The organism is Paracoccus maritimus (assembly GCF_025195095.1).
Taxonomy (GTDB): domain Bacteria; phylum Pseudomonadota; class Alphaproteobacteria; order Rhodobacterales; family Rhodobacteraceae; genus Paracoccus; species Paracoccus maritimus.
The window spans coordinates 118,021-132,668 of the sequence record NZ_JANAVZ010000005.1 but is presented as its reverse complement, the minus strand read 5'-3'; the positions used below and the strand labels follow the sequence as shown (position 1 = coordinate 132,668).

General features: G+C 64.0%; 13 protein-coding genes. 3 read left to right on the top strand and 10 right to left on the bottom strand.

The window, feature by feature from the left end; all coding sequences use genetic code 11:
- The first annotated feature begins 13 nt into the window (after positions 1-13).
- Together MU516_RS10330 and MU516_RS10325 are read left to right on the top strand one after the other, a co-directional pair.
- Positions 14-1,039 carry an A/G-specific adenine glycosylase gene (locus tag MU516_RS10330; RefSeq protein ID WP_260277147.1) on the top strand — a complete coding sequence of 342 codons (1,026 nt, stop codon included), beginning with the start codon at positions 14-16 and terminating at the stop codon, positions 1,037-1,039.
- A gap of 9 nt (positions 1,040-1,048) precedes the next feature.
- Positions 1,049-2,188, top strand: a complete 1,140-nt coding sequence (locus MU516_RS10325; protein WP_260277146.1) for an alkane 1-monooxygenase — start codon at positions 1,049-1,051, stop codon at positions 2,186-2,188.
- On the opposite strand, the gene MU516_RS10320 is transcribed toward MU516_RS10325, so the two are convergent.
- From MU516_RS10320 to MU516_RS10290, 7 genes are all read right to left on the bottom strand, one after another.
- On the bottom strand, positions 2,189-3,046 hold the full coding sequence (locus MU516_RS10320; RefSeq protein ID WP_260277145.1) for a hypothetical protein: 858 nt from the start codon (positions 3,044-3,046) through the stop codon (positions 2,189-2,191).
- Positions 3,043-4,095, bottom strand: a complete 1,053-nt coding sequence (locus tag MU516_RS10315; RefSeq protein WP_260277144.1) for a GSCFA domain-containing protein — start codon at positions 4,093-4,095, stop codon at positions 3,043-3,045. Before MU516_RS10315 ends, MU516_RS10320 begins: the two co-directional genes overlap by 4 nt.
- A 103-nt stretch (positions 4,096-4,198) precedes the next feature.
- Positions 4,199-5,329: a site-specific DNA-methyltransferase gene (locus tag MU516_RS10310; protein ID WP_260277143.1), complete on the bottom strand. Its 1,131-nt coding sequence runs from the start codon at positions 5,327-5,329 to the stop codon at positions 4,199-4,201.
- An 89-nt stretch (positions 5,330-5,418) separates the two neighbouring features.
- On the bottom strand, positions 5,419-6,051 hold the full coding sequence (locus MU516_RS10305) for a ribonuclease HII (RefSeq protein WP_260277142.1): 633 nt from the start codon (positions 6,049-6,051) through the stop codon (positions 5,419-5,421).
- Positions 6,048-6,527, bottom strand: a complete 480-nt coding sequence (locus tag MU516_RS10300; RefSeq protein ID WP_260277141.1) for an ureidoglycolate lyase — start codon at positions 6,525-6,527, stop codon at positions 6,048-6,050. The genes MU516_RS10305 and MU516_RS10300 overlap by 4 nt, the downstream gene beginning before the upstream one ends.
- Positions 6,528-6,551: 24 nt before the next feature.
- Positions 6,552-8,288: a glycosyl transferase family 90 gene (locus tag MU516_RS10295; protein WP_260277140.1), complete on the bottom strand. Its 1,737-nt coding sequence runs from the start codon at positions 8,286-8,288 to the stop codon at positions 6,552-6,554.
- Positions 8,285-9,514, bottom strand: coding sequence for an MFS transporter (locus MU516_RS10290; protein WP_260277139.1), 1,230 nt, complete (start codon positions 9,512-9,514; stop codon positions 8,285-8,287). Before MU516_RS10290 ends, MU516_RS10295 begins: the two co-directional genes overlap by 4 nt.
- 284 nt (positions 9,515-9,798) lie before the next feature.
- On the opposite strand from MU516_RS10290, the gene hutC reads away from it, so the two are divergent.
- A complete protein-coding gene (gene hutC / locus MU516_RS10285; RefSeq protein ID WP_260277138.1) occupies positions 9,799-10,485 on the top strand; it encodes a histidine utilization transcriptional repressor HutC in 687 nt (228 codons plus the stop codon).
- Positions 10,486-10,545: 60 nt separating this feature from the next.
- On the opposite strand, the gene MU516_RS10280 is transcribed toward hutC, so the two are convergent.
- Genes MU516_RS10280 through MU516_RS10270 form a run of 3 tightly spaced genes read right to left on the bottom strand, consistent with a single transcriptional unit; the run spans position 10,546 to position 14,647 of the window.
- Positions 10,546-11,721 (bottom strand): acetyl-CoA C-acyltransferase, encoded by a 1,176-nt coding sequence (locus MU516_RS10280; protein ID WP_260277137.1) that lies wholly within the window; start codon positions 11,719-11,721, stop codon positions 10,546-10,548.
- Positions 11,718-13,808, bottom strand: a complete 2,091-nt coding sequence (locus MU516_RS10275) for a 3-hydroxyacyl-CoA dehydrogenase NAD-binding domain-containing protein (RefSeq protein ID WP_260277136.1) — start codon at positions 13,806-13,808, stop codon at positions 11,718-11,720. Before MU516_RS10275 ends, MU516_RS10280 begins: the two co-directional genes overlap by 4 nt.
- Complete coding sequence (locus MU516_RS10270) at positions 13,805-14,647, bottom strand: IclR family transcriptional regulator (protein WP_260277135.1); 843 nt, start codon at positions 14,645-14,647, stop codon at positions 13,805-13,807. Before MU516_RS10270 ends, MU516_RS10275 begins: the two co-directional genes overlap by 4 nt.
- Position 14,648 lies beyond the last annotated feature (1 nt).

Sequence of the window (14,648 nt, the reverse complement as noted above, 5' to 3'; positions counted from 1 at the left end):
AAGGGTCTGAAAATTGCGTGACGACAAGGTGATCGCCCCCCGGCTTCTGGTCTGGTACGACCGCCATGCCCGCGTGCTGCCATGGCGTATTCCGCCGCGGGGCGGACGCGCCGATCCCTATCGCGTGTGGCTGTCCGAGGTGATGTTGCAGCAGACCACCGTCGCCGCCGTGAAAAACTATTTCATCCGATTCATCTCTCTGTGGCCCACGGTGGAAGATCTGGCCGCGGCCGACGATGCGCAGGTGATGGCGGAATGGGCGGGGCTTGGCTATTATGCGCGTGCCCGTAACCTGCTGGCCTGCGCCCGCGCGGTCAGCCAGATGGGCGGCTTTCCGACCAGCCGCGACGGCCTGCGCGCCTTGCCGGGTATCGGACCCTACACTTCGGCTGCGATCGCGGCGATCGCCTATGATGCCCCCGAAACGGTGGTCGATGGCAATGTCGAACGCGTCGTGTCACGCCTGTTCGCCGTGCCGACCCCGTTGCCCGCCGCGAAACCGGAACTGACTGCACTGGCTGCTGGACTGACCCCGCAGTCACGACCGGGCGACTTTGCGCAGGCCATGATGGATCTGGGCGCGACGATCTGCACCCCGCGCAGCCCGGCATGCGGGATATGCCCGCTGATCGACGATTGCGACGCGCGGGCACAGGGCATCGCCGCCGAACTGCCCCGCAAGGCCGCGAAGGCCGCCAAGCCCACCCGGACGGGCATCGCCTGGGTCGCCCTCAGCGGCGATGCGCTGCTGCTGGAGGAACGCCCGCCCAAGGGACTTCTGGGAGGCACACTGGCGTTCCCCTCGACCGGTTGGGACGGACGTGATCTGCCACCACCGGGCCGCGCCGCATGGAGCGATATCGGCGAAGTGCGGCACGTGTTCACGCATTTCAACCTGACGCTGACCGTGATGCTGGGCGATCTGGACGGTCCTGCAGACCGCGGGCGTCTGGTCCCGCTGCGGCAATTCGACCGAAATGCGCTGCCGGGCCTGATGCGAAAGGTATGGGATATGGCACGATCCGAAATCGCGGCCTAGACTGCGCGCATGAGCGACTCTTCCCCCACCGGCCTGCCCGCCGCCGCACCGTTCTGGATGTCGGTGGTCATGCTGCCCCTGGTCGCCCTTGCGGCCATCAAGGGTGGGCTGTGGTGGCTGCTTCTGCCGGGCTATGCCTGGTATCTGACCACCGCGATCGACGGCGTGCTGGGCCTGAACACGGATAACCCCGACCCGGACACGTCCGCCGACCGGCTGTTCTGGCATCGCGCGGTCACCATCATCTGGTTCCCGCTGCAACTCGCGGCGATCTTCGGGTCGATCTGGTATGCGCAGCATGGCGGTCACTTGTCGGGGCTGGAAAAGTTGGGGCTTTTCTTCGGCATCGGCGTCTTGTCCGGCACGATCGGCATCGTCTATGCCCATGAACTGCTGCACCAGAAATCGCCGCTGGAACGCTGGATGGGCGATCTGCTGCTGGCCAGCGTGCTGTATTCGCATTTCCGCACCGAACACCTGCTGGTCCACCATTCATGGGTCGCCACGCCGCGCGACGCGGTATCGGCGCGATACGGCGAGGGATTCTATCGCTTTTTCGCGCGCGTGCTGCGCGAAAGCCCGGCCAGCGCATGGCGGGCCGAGAAACGACGGCTGGCGCGGGCCGGTCGCGGGCCGCTGGACCCGCGCAACCCTTTCTGGCGATACGGCGCGCTGCAACTGGCGATGATCGTGCTGGCGCTGATCCTTGGTGGGTGGATTGGTGTCGCATTGTTCGTCTTTCAGGCCTTCATCGCAGTCTGGCAGCTAGAGCTGACCAACTATGTCGAACATTACGGCCTGACCCGAGAACATCTTGGCGAAGGACGATATGAACATATCAGGCCGCGCCACAGCTGGAACGCCAGTCACACGGCGTCGAACTGGTTGCTGATCAACCTGCAAAGACATTCCGACCACCATTACAAGCCGGACCGGCGCTTTCCGCTGCTGCAGACCTATGGCGACGACGACGCGCCACAGCTGCCGCTTGGATATCCGGCCATGACCTTCGTGGCGATGGTGCCGCCATGGTGGCGAAAGCGGATGAACCCGCGCGTTCGGGCTTGGCGGCAGAAGTTCTACCCGCAGATCCGCGATTGGGCGCCCTACGATAACGGCGACCTGCCGATGCCACGCAACGCGCTGTAATCAGCGCGTCGAAAGCACCGACATGACCTGATCCATGACCATTGCGCCGTAGGTCGCATTGGCGTGTTCATAGTCATCATCTGGGTGGGTCGGGCCCTCGCCATCTTCCGCAACTTCCCGCTGCGCCCTCGCGGCGGAGGTGCCTGCCACTATTGCGGCTGCGTCGATCCGGCCAAGCCTTCTTGAGCCGCGCATCAAGGATGACGCGGTATAGGGACCGTCAACCAACGCAGCCTCGGGCCAGTCAAGGATCGTTGCGCTGTCGCCCAGCACCTGCATGCGCGCAGCGCGATACATATCCAGCCAGTGCGTGGCGTCCCCACGCTGCACAAGGGCGTGATAGGCGCCATAGCGGGCGTCGTCCGCCCGGCCATCTTCGGACAGCGCGGGCTCAGGCACGACAACGACAGGCTTTTGCAGCCGCTCGATCCTTGGCAGCAATTGCCCGACCGCCGATCCGGCGATGCGCCCGCGCAGCATTGCGCCCAGCACGCGCCCGCCGACAAGCTGCGCCGTCTCGTCACCCGCGACCACGCTGGGAAAATCCAGACTGCGGTGCTCGGCGCAAATTGCGGCCGTGCGAAACCAGGACACTCCGCCGACGATCACGAACGCATCGAACCCGCCGACATCGACCGAATTGACGTGATTATAATACTGCATCTGACGGGACGCCGCCCCGGTCATCGGCACCAGCCTGTCATCCCGCAGGTCCAGTTCGCCCAGACGATCCGACAAGACCCCAAGAAAGTATACGTCCCAGCCCGGCCAGCGATCGGCCTCGGCCGCGTAGGCAAGCCGCAGGGAACCGCTGTGCGAGTTGCCGACGAAAAGGACACGAGGCAGGTCGCCGATCATGGGGAATACGCCTCCAGCATCGCCTCTTCACAGATCGGATCGTCCATATCCGGGTCGGCCGACAGAGGCGGCATGTTCTCGGACAGTCCGTGCGTCGCCAGAAATGTCTGCATCACGGCGGCAACGCCTTCGGGCGAGACCTGGCGCAGGCCATCCGAGAAGAACCGACCGCGCGCGGCGGGATTGATGACGATCTCGTAGGACGGAAAATAGTCTACGTCATCATGCAGCGCGGCGAAATCGCCCGCCGCCGCGCGCAGCGTGGCCTTGGAGTATTGCGTCGCGGGCAGCACGTGATTGCCCGATGCGGTCGCGGTCAGCGGCACCGGCGACACGGTCAGCAGCAGCTTCATCCCCGGCTTGAACGCATGCAGCCCGTCGCGCAACTTCTGAAGATCCTCGACGACGTCGGGATATGTGAAGTTCACGAACTCATGCCGAGCGGCGTCGAAACTGCCAGCGATGACACCCGGGCACGTCGGATAGACACGTCCGGTTTCCCGGCAACGCCACGCCTCGGTCAAGCCAAGGGTGAAGATGAACACATCGGCCCCAGCCAGCATCGGCGCCAGCCGCGACAGGTGTTGGCGACGGATTGCAAGCACCTCTTCCGGGCTGTCCAGCCCTTCGGGATCAAGCCCCGGTCTCAGGGCGTCATGAAATCGGTCGCCGCGCCGCCAGATCTGCGCGGGATCGGGTCGGCCATCTGCGACCTCTTGCAGCAGCTGAATCAGCTGTCGCGCCGTGTAGATGTTGCCATACCGCCCGGAATACAGACCGAAGCCATGCTGCTGAAGCACCGCCTGACCGATGCCGCGCGGCGACGGTTCGGCATCCAGCACCTTCAGCCCGGCTGCGCGCAGCGCCCTGCCCATATGCTGCGCGAAACAACTGCCCGCGGTCGCAATCCGGTCCTTGCGGGTCAGCGGGAACTTGGGCCGGCTGATGGCCTCGGGGGCGCTGGCCGAGGTTTCGGCCACTGCACGGCGCCAGAAGGCATTCGATGGCAGGTCTGAATACGGGTGCAACATGATAACAGAGATATGCATGCGGTATCGCGGATGAAAAGACCCCGCCATACGACGATGGCGGGGCAAGGCGATCCCGGCCGCGCGGTTGGCGGCGGGACTGCGGCGAAACCGTGAAACGGGATCAGTTCGGGCGCGAGACCTCGCCCTCCATCTCGGCGCGGATCTGCTGGCGCAGGATGTCTATCGGGATCATCTTGCCCTCGCGCCGGAAATGCCAGTAAGTCCAGCCGTTGCAGGACGGCGCACCTTCCAGCGCGGCACCGACCTGATGGATGCTGCCCTTGACGTCGTTGCCGATCAGGCTGCCATCGGCGCGCACCTTCGCCTTGTGCCGGCTGCCGATGGAATACAGTTCCTCGCCCGGGCGCAGCATTCCGCGTTCGATCACCTGACCGAACGGAACGCGTGGCTCGGCGCGCTTTGCCTTGGTGGTGGCGATCGCCTCGGCATCGAAACGGCGAATCCGCGCAAGACGCTGCTCGGCCACCTCACGATAGGCGGCCTCGCGTTCGATGCCGATGAAATCGCGGCCCAGCATCTTGGCGACAGCGCCCGTTGTGCCAGTGCCGAAGAACGGATCAAGGATCACATCGCCCGGATTGGTGGTGCCGACGATAACCCGGTGCAACAATGCCTCGGGTTTCTGGGTCGGATGGGCCTTTTCGCCTTTTCCGTCCTTCAGCCGTTCGCCGCCGTTGCAGATCGGGATGACCCAGTCGGACCGCATCTGAACTCCTTCATTCAGGGATTTCAGCGCCTCGTAGTTGAACGTGTATTTCGAGGCGTCCGATTTCGCGGCCCAGATCATCGTCTCATGAGCGTTGGTCAGGCGCTTGCCGCGGAAATTCGGCATCGGGTTCGATTTGCGCCAGATCACGTCGTTCATGATCCAGTAACCCTGGTTCTGCAGTTCCGCGCCGACGCGGAAGATGTTGTGATAGCTGCCGATCACCCAGATCGCGCCATGCGGCTTCAGGATACGGCGCGCGGCGGCCAGCCAGTCACGGGTAAAGCTGTCATAAGCGGCGAAGCCCGCGAACTGGTCCCATTCGTCGTCGCAGGCATCAACCTTCGAATTGTCCGGGCGAAGCAGATCGCCCCGCAATTGCAGGTTGTAAGGAGGATCGGCGAAGATCAGGTCCACGCTTCCTTCGGGAAGCGAATTCATGATCTTGATGCAATCACCCGCCAGAATCTGGTTCAGCGGCAAGGGCCGCGCGGTGGCCGCGCGTTGTTCTTTGATCTTCGTCATCTCTGCCTCGTGGGGAAGCCGACTTTGGCCGGTCTGGTATGAGGACAAAGATGATTCAGACCCGATTCGGCGTCAATTTCTTTTTTGAATCAAACACTTGCAGATCCATCTTTACACAAGATATTGTGGATGGGCCGGAACGAACGCCTATGATGAGGGGTCACCCCCAGATCTAGCAGCGCCTGCTTGTGGGCTGGTGTCGGATAGCCCGCATTCACATCCCAGCCATAGCCGGGATGCTGTTGCGCCAAATCCACCATGATGCGATCGCGCAACACCTTGGCCAGGATAGACGCCGCCGCGATGCTGATGCTGCGCGCGTCGCCCTTGATGATGGCCTCGGCCGGGCGGCCCAGATCTTTGGGCACCCGGTTGCCGTCCACCAGGACGTGACAAGGCACATGGAGCAGCCCGGCGACCGCGCGGCACATCGCCAGATGACTGGCATGATAGATATTGAGCCGGTCGATATCGGCCACTTCGACATGGGCCACGGACCAATGACTTTGCGCCATGATCCGTGCAGCCAGGGCTTCGCGCCGCTTGCCGGTCAGCTGTTTGGAATCGTTCAGCCCCTCGGGAACATTACCGGGGTCCAGCACCACCGCCGCCGCGGTCACCGGACCCGCAAGCGGACCCCGGCCAACCTCGTCCACGCCGGCCACGATCCGCGCGCCGCGTGCCCAGGCCAGTCTTTCGAAACTGTCATCGGGAAGGTTCATGCGGTAATCGTGATGGGCCGGATGCGGATCTCTTCAAGGTTCACGCCATCACCCTCTCGATCCACCACAAGGAAATCCGCCGCGCGATCCAGCGGGGTCAGAACCCCATGCCAGACGCCCGCATGAAGGTTGATGCCCATCCCGGACGGCACAAGAAAGGCAACGGGATGGCCGGGGCGGCCTGCGTCGTCCCGTGCCACCACGGACAGCCAGGCATCTGGTCCCAGCGGCATGAATGCCTGCGATCCCAGCGGATGGCGTTCCAGCAGCCCGCATTCATAAGGCAGGCTGACCGGCTGCGACCGGAAGATCGAGATGATCGCCTCGCCCCCGCCACGCTGAACCGTGGCAAGTGCATGATGCCGTTCGCAGCGACCCTCGTTGATCATCTTGTCAGGCATCGGCCGGACCGTCAGCAGTTCGCCGAACGGGGCGAAGTCATCGGCCGTGATCGGCACCGCGCGAATGGTTGTCATGGACGGATCCTCCCTTGACGAAACCTAGCGCGACGCCGCCAGTCCGTCGAGAATGCGTGACAGGATCGCGCGGCGCGTGGGCGCGTCGCGCAGCATCGCGACCTCGGCGCGTGCAGCGGCCGACATCTCTTTGCATTTGTTGGGATTTTCGCGCGCCCATGCCAGTTTCTCCAGGATATCGCCGCAATACCGCGCTACAGGAATAAAGTGTTTCCACGGTTTGAAGCGACCGGAATAGAACACTTCCCAGCCATCCTGCTCGGCCAGAAGCACCGACTGGCTGTCGATCATCGGAATGAAGTTCGACCCGTGATCGAAACCCGTCAGGCAAAGCTGATAGCGGAACTGCCGGAAAAATCCCGGACCGCGCCGCGTGTCGCAATAAGGCGCAAGAAGCGGATCCTCGGCCATGTCGCGCATGCTCCAGGCCATGACAATACCCAAATTGAAGTCCGGATGGCCGAACCAGCGCCGCACGAAGTTCAGGCGCGATGTGCGGCACAGATCCTGCCAGGCGGCGTCGCGCGCCGCAGGATCCTGTCCTGCTTGGGCCAGTCGCGCAAGGTGCACATGCGAGCCGGCACCCGGACGGACCCCGTCACGCATCTCGCTGCCGGAAATCATGCCGCGCCACACCACCCGATCCAGCTTGTCGTCGAATGGAAGGCGGTCGGGCGCAGCGGAAGGGTCAAACCCCGGCATGCCGATCTGGTGCTGATCCGGCAGCGGCCACAGCACAACGTTGCGCGCCCCCTCGCGACGGCAATGGCCCAGCACCGGAACCCCCAATGCCTGCCCCTGGGGCGAGCCCATCCAGCGCGAATCCTCCATGTCGATCCGCAGCCGCGTGGCACGCCCAAGTCGCAGAGCATCGTTGACCACACCTTCAGCGCGCAGCAGCTTGAAGTGCTGATCGGGGCGCGAAACCGCGGCACTGCGCCGCCCGGGATCGCCCGGCAGAGATCGGATCGCGATCTGGCGGGGCTGGTCCAGATGATCCAGAATCGTCCCCTCTCCGTCCCATTCGCAGTAATGCCGTGACACGCCATTGCGGCCACCGTCATCGGGCGAAAGCCCACGCAGACAGAAACTCGCCACATCCTCGACATAGTCGGGATCCGGCACGGCGGCCGACGCGTCGGTCTCGAACGCCGCCATCACGGCTTTTCCTGACCACGGATCGGCTGGGGGGAACCAATCGCGGTCCGGCGGCGCGACATCCATCGGCAACAGCGCCGACAGGCTACGGCAGACCGATTGCGGATCTTCTGTCTCCAGGTCGATGCGGATCAGTCGGGGATCGGCACCGAAAACTGCCTCGACCGCGCGCAGATGCGCGTGCCAATCAGCTTCCCAGATCTGTGGCAGATCGCCTTCCGGCACATCCCGGTGATGGGCATAGCAGCGCGCGGCGGCCCGGTTGGCGCGCGTCAGCCGATCGACCAGCCAGCCGTCGATTTCGCGTGTCGTCAGGATGAAATAGGCTTGCGGAAACCGCGACCGCAGGAAATCGAAGCTGCGCCATGCCTCCAGCGGCGGGCGCCAGAACGGAGCGGTGCGATACAAACCTGTGAACAGCCGCACCTGCGGCCAACGCGCCAGCGGGGTCTGATCGCGCGCCTCGCAGAACAGGATCTCGCTGGCCAGCGCGCCCCGTTCTCCGTCCAATGCCTCATGACCGTTCAACTGGAACATTTGCGCCAACCGCACCTCGCCGCACCAGTCGGGACTGATGTGAAAGAACAGTGGCGCTTGCGTCATCCCGGCCACCGGCGATCCATGCGCGGAAGGAATACCGTCAGCACGCCAAGCGCGGGCAATACCGAGCAAAGAATAAACACGGACTCGATCCCGCGCGCATCAGCCAGAACCCCCAGCGCCGCAGCCGCAATCCCCCCCATCCCGAAAGAAAAACCGAAGAACAGCCCGGCAATGGTGCCGGTGCGGCCTGGCACCAATTCTTGTGCGAAAACCACGATGGCCGGAAACGCCGACGCCAGGATCAGCCCGATGACAACCGAAAGGATCCCCGTCGGAATCAATCCGACATGCGGCAGCGCCAGCGTGAAGGGCAGCACGCCGAGGATCGAGAACCAGATGACCCGCAAGGGTCCGATCCGGTCCCCGACCAGCCCGCCCAGCATCACCCCGGCCGCCATCCCGCCCAGGAACAGGAACAGCATGATCTGCGCGCCCTGCGGACCCAGACCGAACTTCTCGATGGTGAAAAACGTGAAATAGCTGGTCATGGCGGCGCCATAGATATTCTTGGTGAAGGTCAGGACTGCCAACACCGTGATCGACCGCTTCACGATCCCTCGCGGCAGCCTCAGCGTCGTATCGGGCCGCGCCGCGTGCGCGCGCCGCCGCCCTTCGGCCCAGCCTCCGACATGCCACAGCAGCGCCGACCCCAGTGCCGCCGCGACGGCGAACCAGGCCACGGCCGGACGTCCCAGCGGCACAACCACGAAGGCCGCCAGCAACGGACCCATGGATTGCCCGAAATTGCCGCCAAGCTGGAACAGCGATTGCGCGGTGCCGTATCGACCGCCCGAGGCCAGCCGCGCAACGCGAGAGCTTTCGGGATGGAACACCGCGGACCCGATGCCGATCAGCATCGCTCCGGCCAGAAGCCAGCCATATTGCGGCGCGAACGCCAATAGCAGCACACCGCAGAAGGTCGAGGCCATGCCGAAGGGCAGAGACCGCGGCTGCGGATGGCGGTCGGTGACCGCCCCGATCAGCGGCTGCAACAGCGATGCGGTCGCCTGAAAGGCGAAGGTCATTACCCCAATCTGGGCATAGCTCAACGAAAATTCGGCCCGAAGCAGGGGATAGATTGCTGCAAGCATCGATTGCATGACATCGTTGACCATGTGGCAAAGACTGATCGCCAGAAGGATCGGCCAGACCGGCCCGGCGACTGCCCCCTGCGGCTGGGTCACGAGGGCCGGCCGATCCGGCGTCAGCCGGTGTTCCTGTTTCATTGTAGCGCCCTTCGATCCACGCCCTTGCACATCATGCAATTAGCAGATCAAAAAAGGATTGAAAATATTCACTCTTCACAACCATGACGCTAAATTCATATCTTTAAGAGCAGATTTTTCGCCCTTTAGGCATAATATGCCTATTTCGACAGGTTTCCTTGCTGCAGTTTAATAAGATTAATAAAGAACATAACGATTCCGAGTTTGCACCCATCATGACAAAGATACCCAGTACGGTCGCTCGTTCCCTGCGACCCGCCGGCATCGAGCGTGGATCACAGCGCATGAATACCTGGCAATCGGTCCGTTCCGAGGTTCTGGAGCGTATCCGGACACGGGAATGGGCGCCTGGCGAATTGATCCCCACCGAACAGCAGCTTGCCGTTCAGCTTGGCTGCGCGCGCGCGACCGTCAATCGGGCGCTGCGCGAGCTTGCCGACAGCGGCATCGTCGAACGGCGCCGGAAGGTTGGCACCCGCGTCACATCGACCCCGTCGCGTCGAACTACGCTTGAAATGCCGGTTGTCCGAGACGAGATCGAAGCCCTTGGCGCTGAATACGATTATCGCATGACCAGCTATGGCCAGTCGAAGCCGACCGAGGCCGCCATGCGTGCCCTGCAGGTTGCGGCAAGCGAAGATCTGATCCTGATCAAGGCCCAGTATCTTGCTGACGGTCACCCGCATTGCTGCGAGGCCATCTGGCTGAATCCGCGATCATTGCCGACGATAACGATCGAGGATGTCAGGAACCAGCCTGCTCACGAATGGCTGGCCCGCAACGTTCCGCTGACGCGTGGACGGTTCTCGATCCTTGCCGAAGGGGCCTCGGGCGATTGCGCCCACAACCTGAGGGTCGAGAACGGCACACCCGTTCTGGCGGTCGAGCGTATCAACTGGAGCGATGTGGCCCCGGTTTCGTTTTCGCGGCAGTTCTATCCGCCGCGGCACAGGCTGGTCTCAGAAGACTGAACAACTGTCAGGCGCCGAGCCAGACACTGATCCGGCCGGGACGACCAAGCGCCCGGCCGGTCAGAATATTTCCAGCAACCCGGCGGCGCCCTGCCCGCCGCCCACGCACATCGTCACGACGCCCCATCTCGCGGCCCGTCTTCGACCTTCCCGCAGGATGTGGCCGGCGGTCCGTGCGCCGGTCATGCCGAAGGGATGACCGATCGAAATCGCCCCGCCATTGACGTTGCATCTTGCCGGATCGATTCCCAGACTGTCGCGGCAATACAGGCACTGGCTGGCGAACGCCTCGTTCAATTCCCACAGGTCGATATCGTCGATCCGCAGTCCGGCGCGCCTCAGCAGGCGCGGCACCGCGAGGACCGGGCCGATCCCCATTTCATCGGGCGCACATCCGGCAACGGCGAAGCCGCGAAACGCACCAAGGGGTGTCAGCCCCTGCGCCGCCGCCAGATCCTGATCCATGACCAGCAGCGCGGCTGCGCCGTCGGAAAGCTGCGAGGCATTGCCTGCTGTGACATACTGGCCTTCGCCGCGCGCCGGTTCCAACCGCGACAGCGCCTGCAACGTGGTACCGGGGCGGTTGCCCTCATCTTCGCAGACTGTCACAGCTTCCCGGTGCGTCGTCCCCGAATGCTTGTCTGTTACCATCTTCGTCACGGTGATCGGCACGATCTCGTCATCGAAATAACCTGCCGCCTGCGCAGCTGCGGTCCGGGCCTGCGACTGCACGGCATAATCGTCCTGCGCCGCCCGACTGATGCCATAGCGATGGGCCACGATGTCCGCCGTCTCAATCATCGGCATATACAGATCGGGGCGATGTTCCTCGATCCAGGCTTCGCGCGAATTGCGCACCGGCGGCTGGACCATCGAGATACTTTCGACACCGCCGACCAGCACGGCGCCCGCACCTTCAGACGCAACCATATGCGCGCCCATCGCCAAAGCCTGCAGCCCAGAGGCACAAAAACGGTTGACCGTCGTGGCCGCGACACTGTCCGGAAGACCCGCGCGGATCACGGCTTGCCGGGCGATGTTGCCGCCTGTGACATATTCCGGGTAGCCACATCCCCAAATGCTATCCTCGATCAGCGCCGGATCTATGCCCGCACGATCCACCACCGCCCGCGCGACATGCCCGGCCATCACCGCGCCATGGGTCATGTTGAAGGCGCCGCGCCCGGCCTTGCCGATCGCAGTGCGGGCGGTCGAGATGATCACCGGCTGTTTCATGCGACACTCCGCTGGTTCAGGTCACCGAAACGGCCGCCCTTGGCGGCCAGATCGCGCAGCAAGGGCGCGATGCGCCAAAAATGGTCGTCCTGTCTGGAAAAGCGCTCGATATCGTCGGCGATGCCGGGCAGTCCCTGTGCATCCGCCCAGTGCATCGGCCCGCCCCGCCATCGAGGAAATCCATAGCCGTTCAGCAGCACCACATCGACATCCAGAGGGCGGGCAGCAATCCCGTCGCCAACGACGCGCGCGCCCTCGTTCACCATCGCCGCCATGTACCGGGCAACGATCTCGGCGTCGTCGAAATCGCGCGGCGCGATCCCCAGATCCGCGCGAACCTGATCCAGCAAGCCCGCAAGCTCAGGATCCTCGCGGCCCTTCGGGTCTTTGTCGTCGTAAATATAATAGCCGCGCCCGGTCTTGCGGCCCAGACGCCCCAACTCGTAGAGACGGTCCGCGAAGACCGGCACACGGTCGCGCGGATGCCGGTCCGCGGCCATTCGCTGACGGGTAAGGTAGCCGATATCCAGGCCGGCAAGATCCGACACCGCATAGGGGCCCATCGCGAATCCGAATTCGGTCAGCGCCCGGTCGATCTGATAAGGTGACGCCCCGTCCAGCACCATGGCGTCGGCAGCCGCGCGATAGTGGGCCAGCATTCGGTTGCCGATGAACCCGTCGCAGACACCCGCGCGGACGGCGATCTTCTTCAGCTTTCTGGCCAGCGCGAACCCTGTCGCCACCACATCGGGTGCCGTCCTGTCGGCCACCACGACCTCAAGCAACCGCATGACATGGGCGGGCGAAAAGAAATGCAGGCCGATCACATCCTGCGGCCGACCCGTCGCCTGCGCGATGCGGTTCACGTCCAGATAGGATGTGTTCGTGGCCAGCACCGCCCCCGGCCTGGCCACGGCATCGAGGCGGGCGAAGACCTGTTCCTTGACCTCCATCTTCTCGAAGACCGCCTCGACGATCAGATCCGCGTCGGACAATGCCTCATAGTCGCCGACGGCCCGGAAACTTTCCGACAGGATCGCATCGCGCCGGTCGGGGGTCAGCTTGCCGCGCCCGACCGAAGCTTCCAGCATCCTGCCGATACCGGCCGCAGCCCGTTCTGCGGCCTCGGCATCGCGTTCGACCAGCGTCACATCCAGATCCGCCAGCAGCGCGGACACGGCGATGCCCGCACCCATCGTGCCGCCACCAATCACCCCGATCCGATCCACGGTGCGCGCAGGGACACCCTTCAGATCGGGCAGATTCGTCACGGCGCGTTCGGCGAAGAAGGCATGTATCAACGCAGCGCGCTGCGGTGTGTCCATCAGTTCCATGAATTTTGCGCGCTCTTGCGCCATGCCCTGATCGAATGGAAGCGATAAACCTTCGATCACCGCATCAACCGCGCGCGGCCGCGCCACCTGCCCCGGTGCTGTTGCGGTCAGACTTGCCTTGATGCTGTCCGCCAGCGCCGCATCGACCGTGGGGGCGGCAATCTCGCTTGTGCGCCGCGGCTGTTGTCCGGCCAGTTCACGCGCGAACTGCATCGCGGCCCGCGTCAGATCCCCGGTTACGATCCGATCGACCAGTCCGATCTTCAACGCCTCGGCAGCGCCGACTTGCCGTGCCGAAGTAATCATGTCCAGCGATGCAGCAAGGCCGACCAGGCGCGGCAGCCGCTGCGTGCCACCCGCGCCCGGCATCAGACCCAGCGTCACCTCGGGCAGGCCAAGCCTGGCGTCATGCGCGGCGATGCGCGCATGCGCACCCAGCGCGATTTCCAGCCCGCCGCCCAGTGCGGTGCCGTGGATCGCGGCGACAACGGGTTTTGCAGAGGCCTCTATCCGGTCGATGACATCGGGCAGATGCGGCATCATGGGCGGCTTGCCGAATTCGGCGATATCCGCCCCTGCGACCCATGTCCGCCCCGCGCACAGGATCACGGCCGCTTGCGCCCCGGCGTCTGCATTCAGTGCTGCAAGCGCGTCCATCAATCCGGCACGCACCCCTTGCGATATCGCGTTTACCGGCGGGTTGTCGATGGTGATGACACCGATGACGCCCTCGCGTTGATAGTCGACGATCATGCCAGTCCTCCTTCGTCGTCCAGCGTTCCGGTCCACGCGGGCGAACCGTTCTGCCCGATCAGGCCCTGCAACTGCTGGACGGTTTCTCGCAGCCTGCGGCCCACATGGTCGTGAATCCTTGCCTCCGGCAGAACATCATCCAGCGCACCGCAGGAAAACGCCACCGGCCCCGCAAGGCGCGATGATCTGAACGGCACCGATACCGCCGAAACATTCGAGGTATGCCGCAATTCCCTGCGAACGACCGCATAGCCGTTCGCCATCAACTGCCGATGCCCCTCGCGCCGCAGATCCGCCAGCGCAGTGCCATCCGCGACCTCGGGCGGGCGATCCTGCAACAAAGCCGCGAATTCCGCGCCCGTCGTCGCCGCCAAGATCGCAAGACCCGAAGACGAGCCTCCGACCGGCAACCTGTGCCCCACCTCCAGCCAGATCGACGCCGCGTGCCGTGGCCGCCATGTTCGGACCAACGCGACCTTGTCGCGATCACGCACGGCGAACAGAACCAGGGTTCCGATCTCGTCCGCCAACGCCTGCATTATCGGCTGCGCCACATCCAGAAACGACAGGGATGACGCGGCGACATGCCCCAAAGCCAGCAATGTGGGACCGGGGCGATAGCGTTCGTTCCGCTGTGGCCGCGTCAGATAACCAAGGCGCCCAAGTGTGAAGGTCAGGCGCGACACGGTGGATTTCGGCAGTCCGGTCCTTTCGGCAATCTGGGCATTGGTCAGGCCGTCGTCGCCGGCGCGGAATGCGCGCAGAACCGACAGACCCCGCGCCAGCGTGGTGGCGAAGTTCCGGTCATGTTCATCGTCAGGTCCATGCATGCTGGCCATG

Bases quoted from the DNA above. Each gene is read 5' to 3' on its own strand.
- MU516_RS10290 (WP_260277139.1), bottom strand. From the start codon at position 9,514: ATGAAACAGGAACACCGGCTGACGCCGGATCGGCCGGCCCTCGTGACC.
- MU516_RS10300 (WP_260277141.1), bottom strand. From the start codon at position 6,527: ATGACAACCATTCGCGCGGTGCCGATCACGGCCGATGACTTCGCCCCG.
- MU516_RS10305 (WP_260277142.1), bottom strand. From the start codon at position 6,051: ATGAACCTTCCCGATGACAGTTTCGAAAGACTGGCCTGGGCACGCGGC.
- MU516_RS10295 (WP_260277140.1), bottom strand. From the start codon at position 8,288: ATGACGCAAGCGCCACTGTTCTTTCACATCAGTCCCGACTGGTGCGGC.
- MU516_RS10310 (WP_260277143.1), bottom strand. From the start codon at position 5,329: ATGACGAAGATCAAAGAACAACGCGCGGCCACCGCGCGGCCCTTGCCG.
- MU516_RS10325 (WP_260277146.1), top strand. From the start codon at position 1,049: ATGAGCGACTCTTCCCCCACCGGCCTGCCCGCCGCCGCACCGTTCTGG.
- MU516_RS10320 (WP_260277145.1), bottom strand. From the start codon at position 3,046: ATGATCGGCGACCTGCCTCGTGTCCTTTTCGTCGGCAACTCGCACAGC.
- MU516_RS10315 (WP_260277144.1), bottom strand. From the start codon at position 4,095: ATGCATATCTCTGTTATCATGTTGCACCCGTATTCAGACCTGCCATCG.
- MU516_RS10280 (WP_260277137.1), bottom strand. From the start codon at position 11,721: ATGAAACAGCCGGTGATCATCTCGACCGCCCGCACTGCGATCGGCAAG.
- MU516_RS10275 (WP_260277136.1), bottom strand. From the start codon at position 13,808: ATGATCGTCGACTATCAACGCGAGGGCGTCATCGGTGTCATCACCATC.
- MU516_RS10270 (WP_260277135.1), bottom strand. From the start codon at position 14,647: ATGGCCAGCATGCATGGACCTGACGATGAACATGACCGGAACTTCGCC.
- hutC (WP_260277138.1), top strand. From the start codon at position 9,799: ATGAATACCTGGCAATCGGTCCGTTCCGAGGTTCTGGAGCGTATCCGG.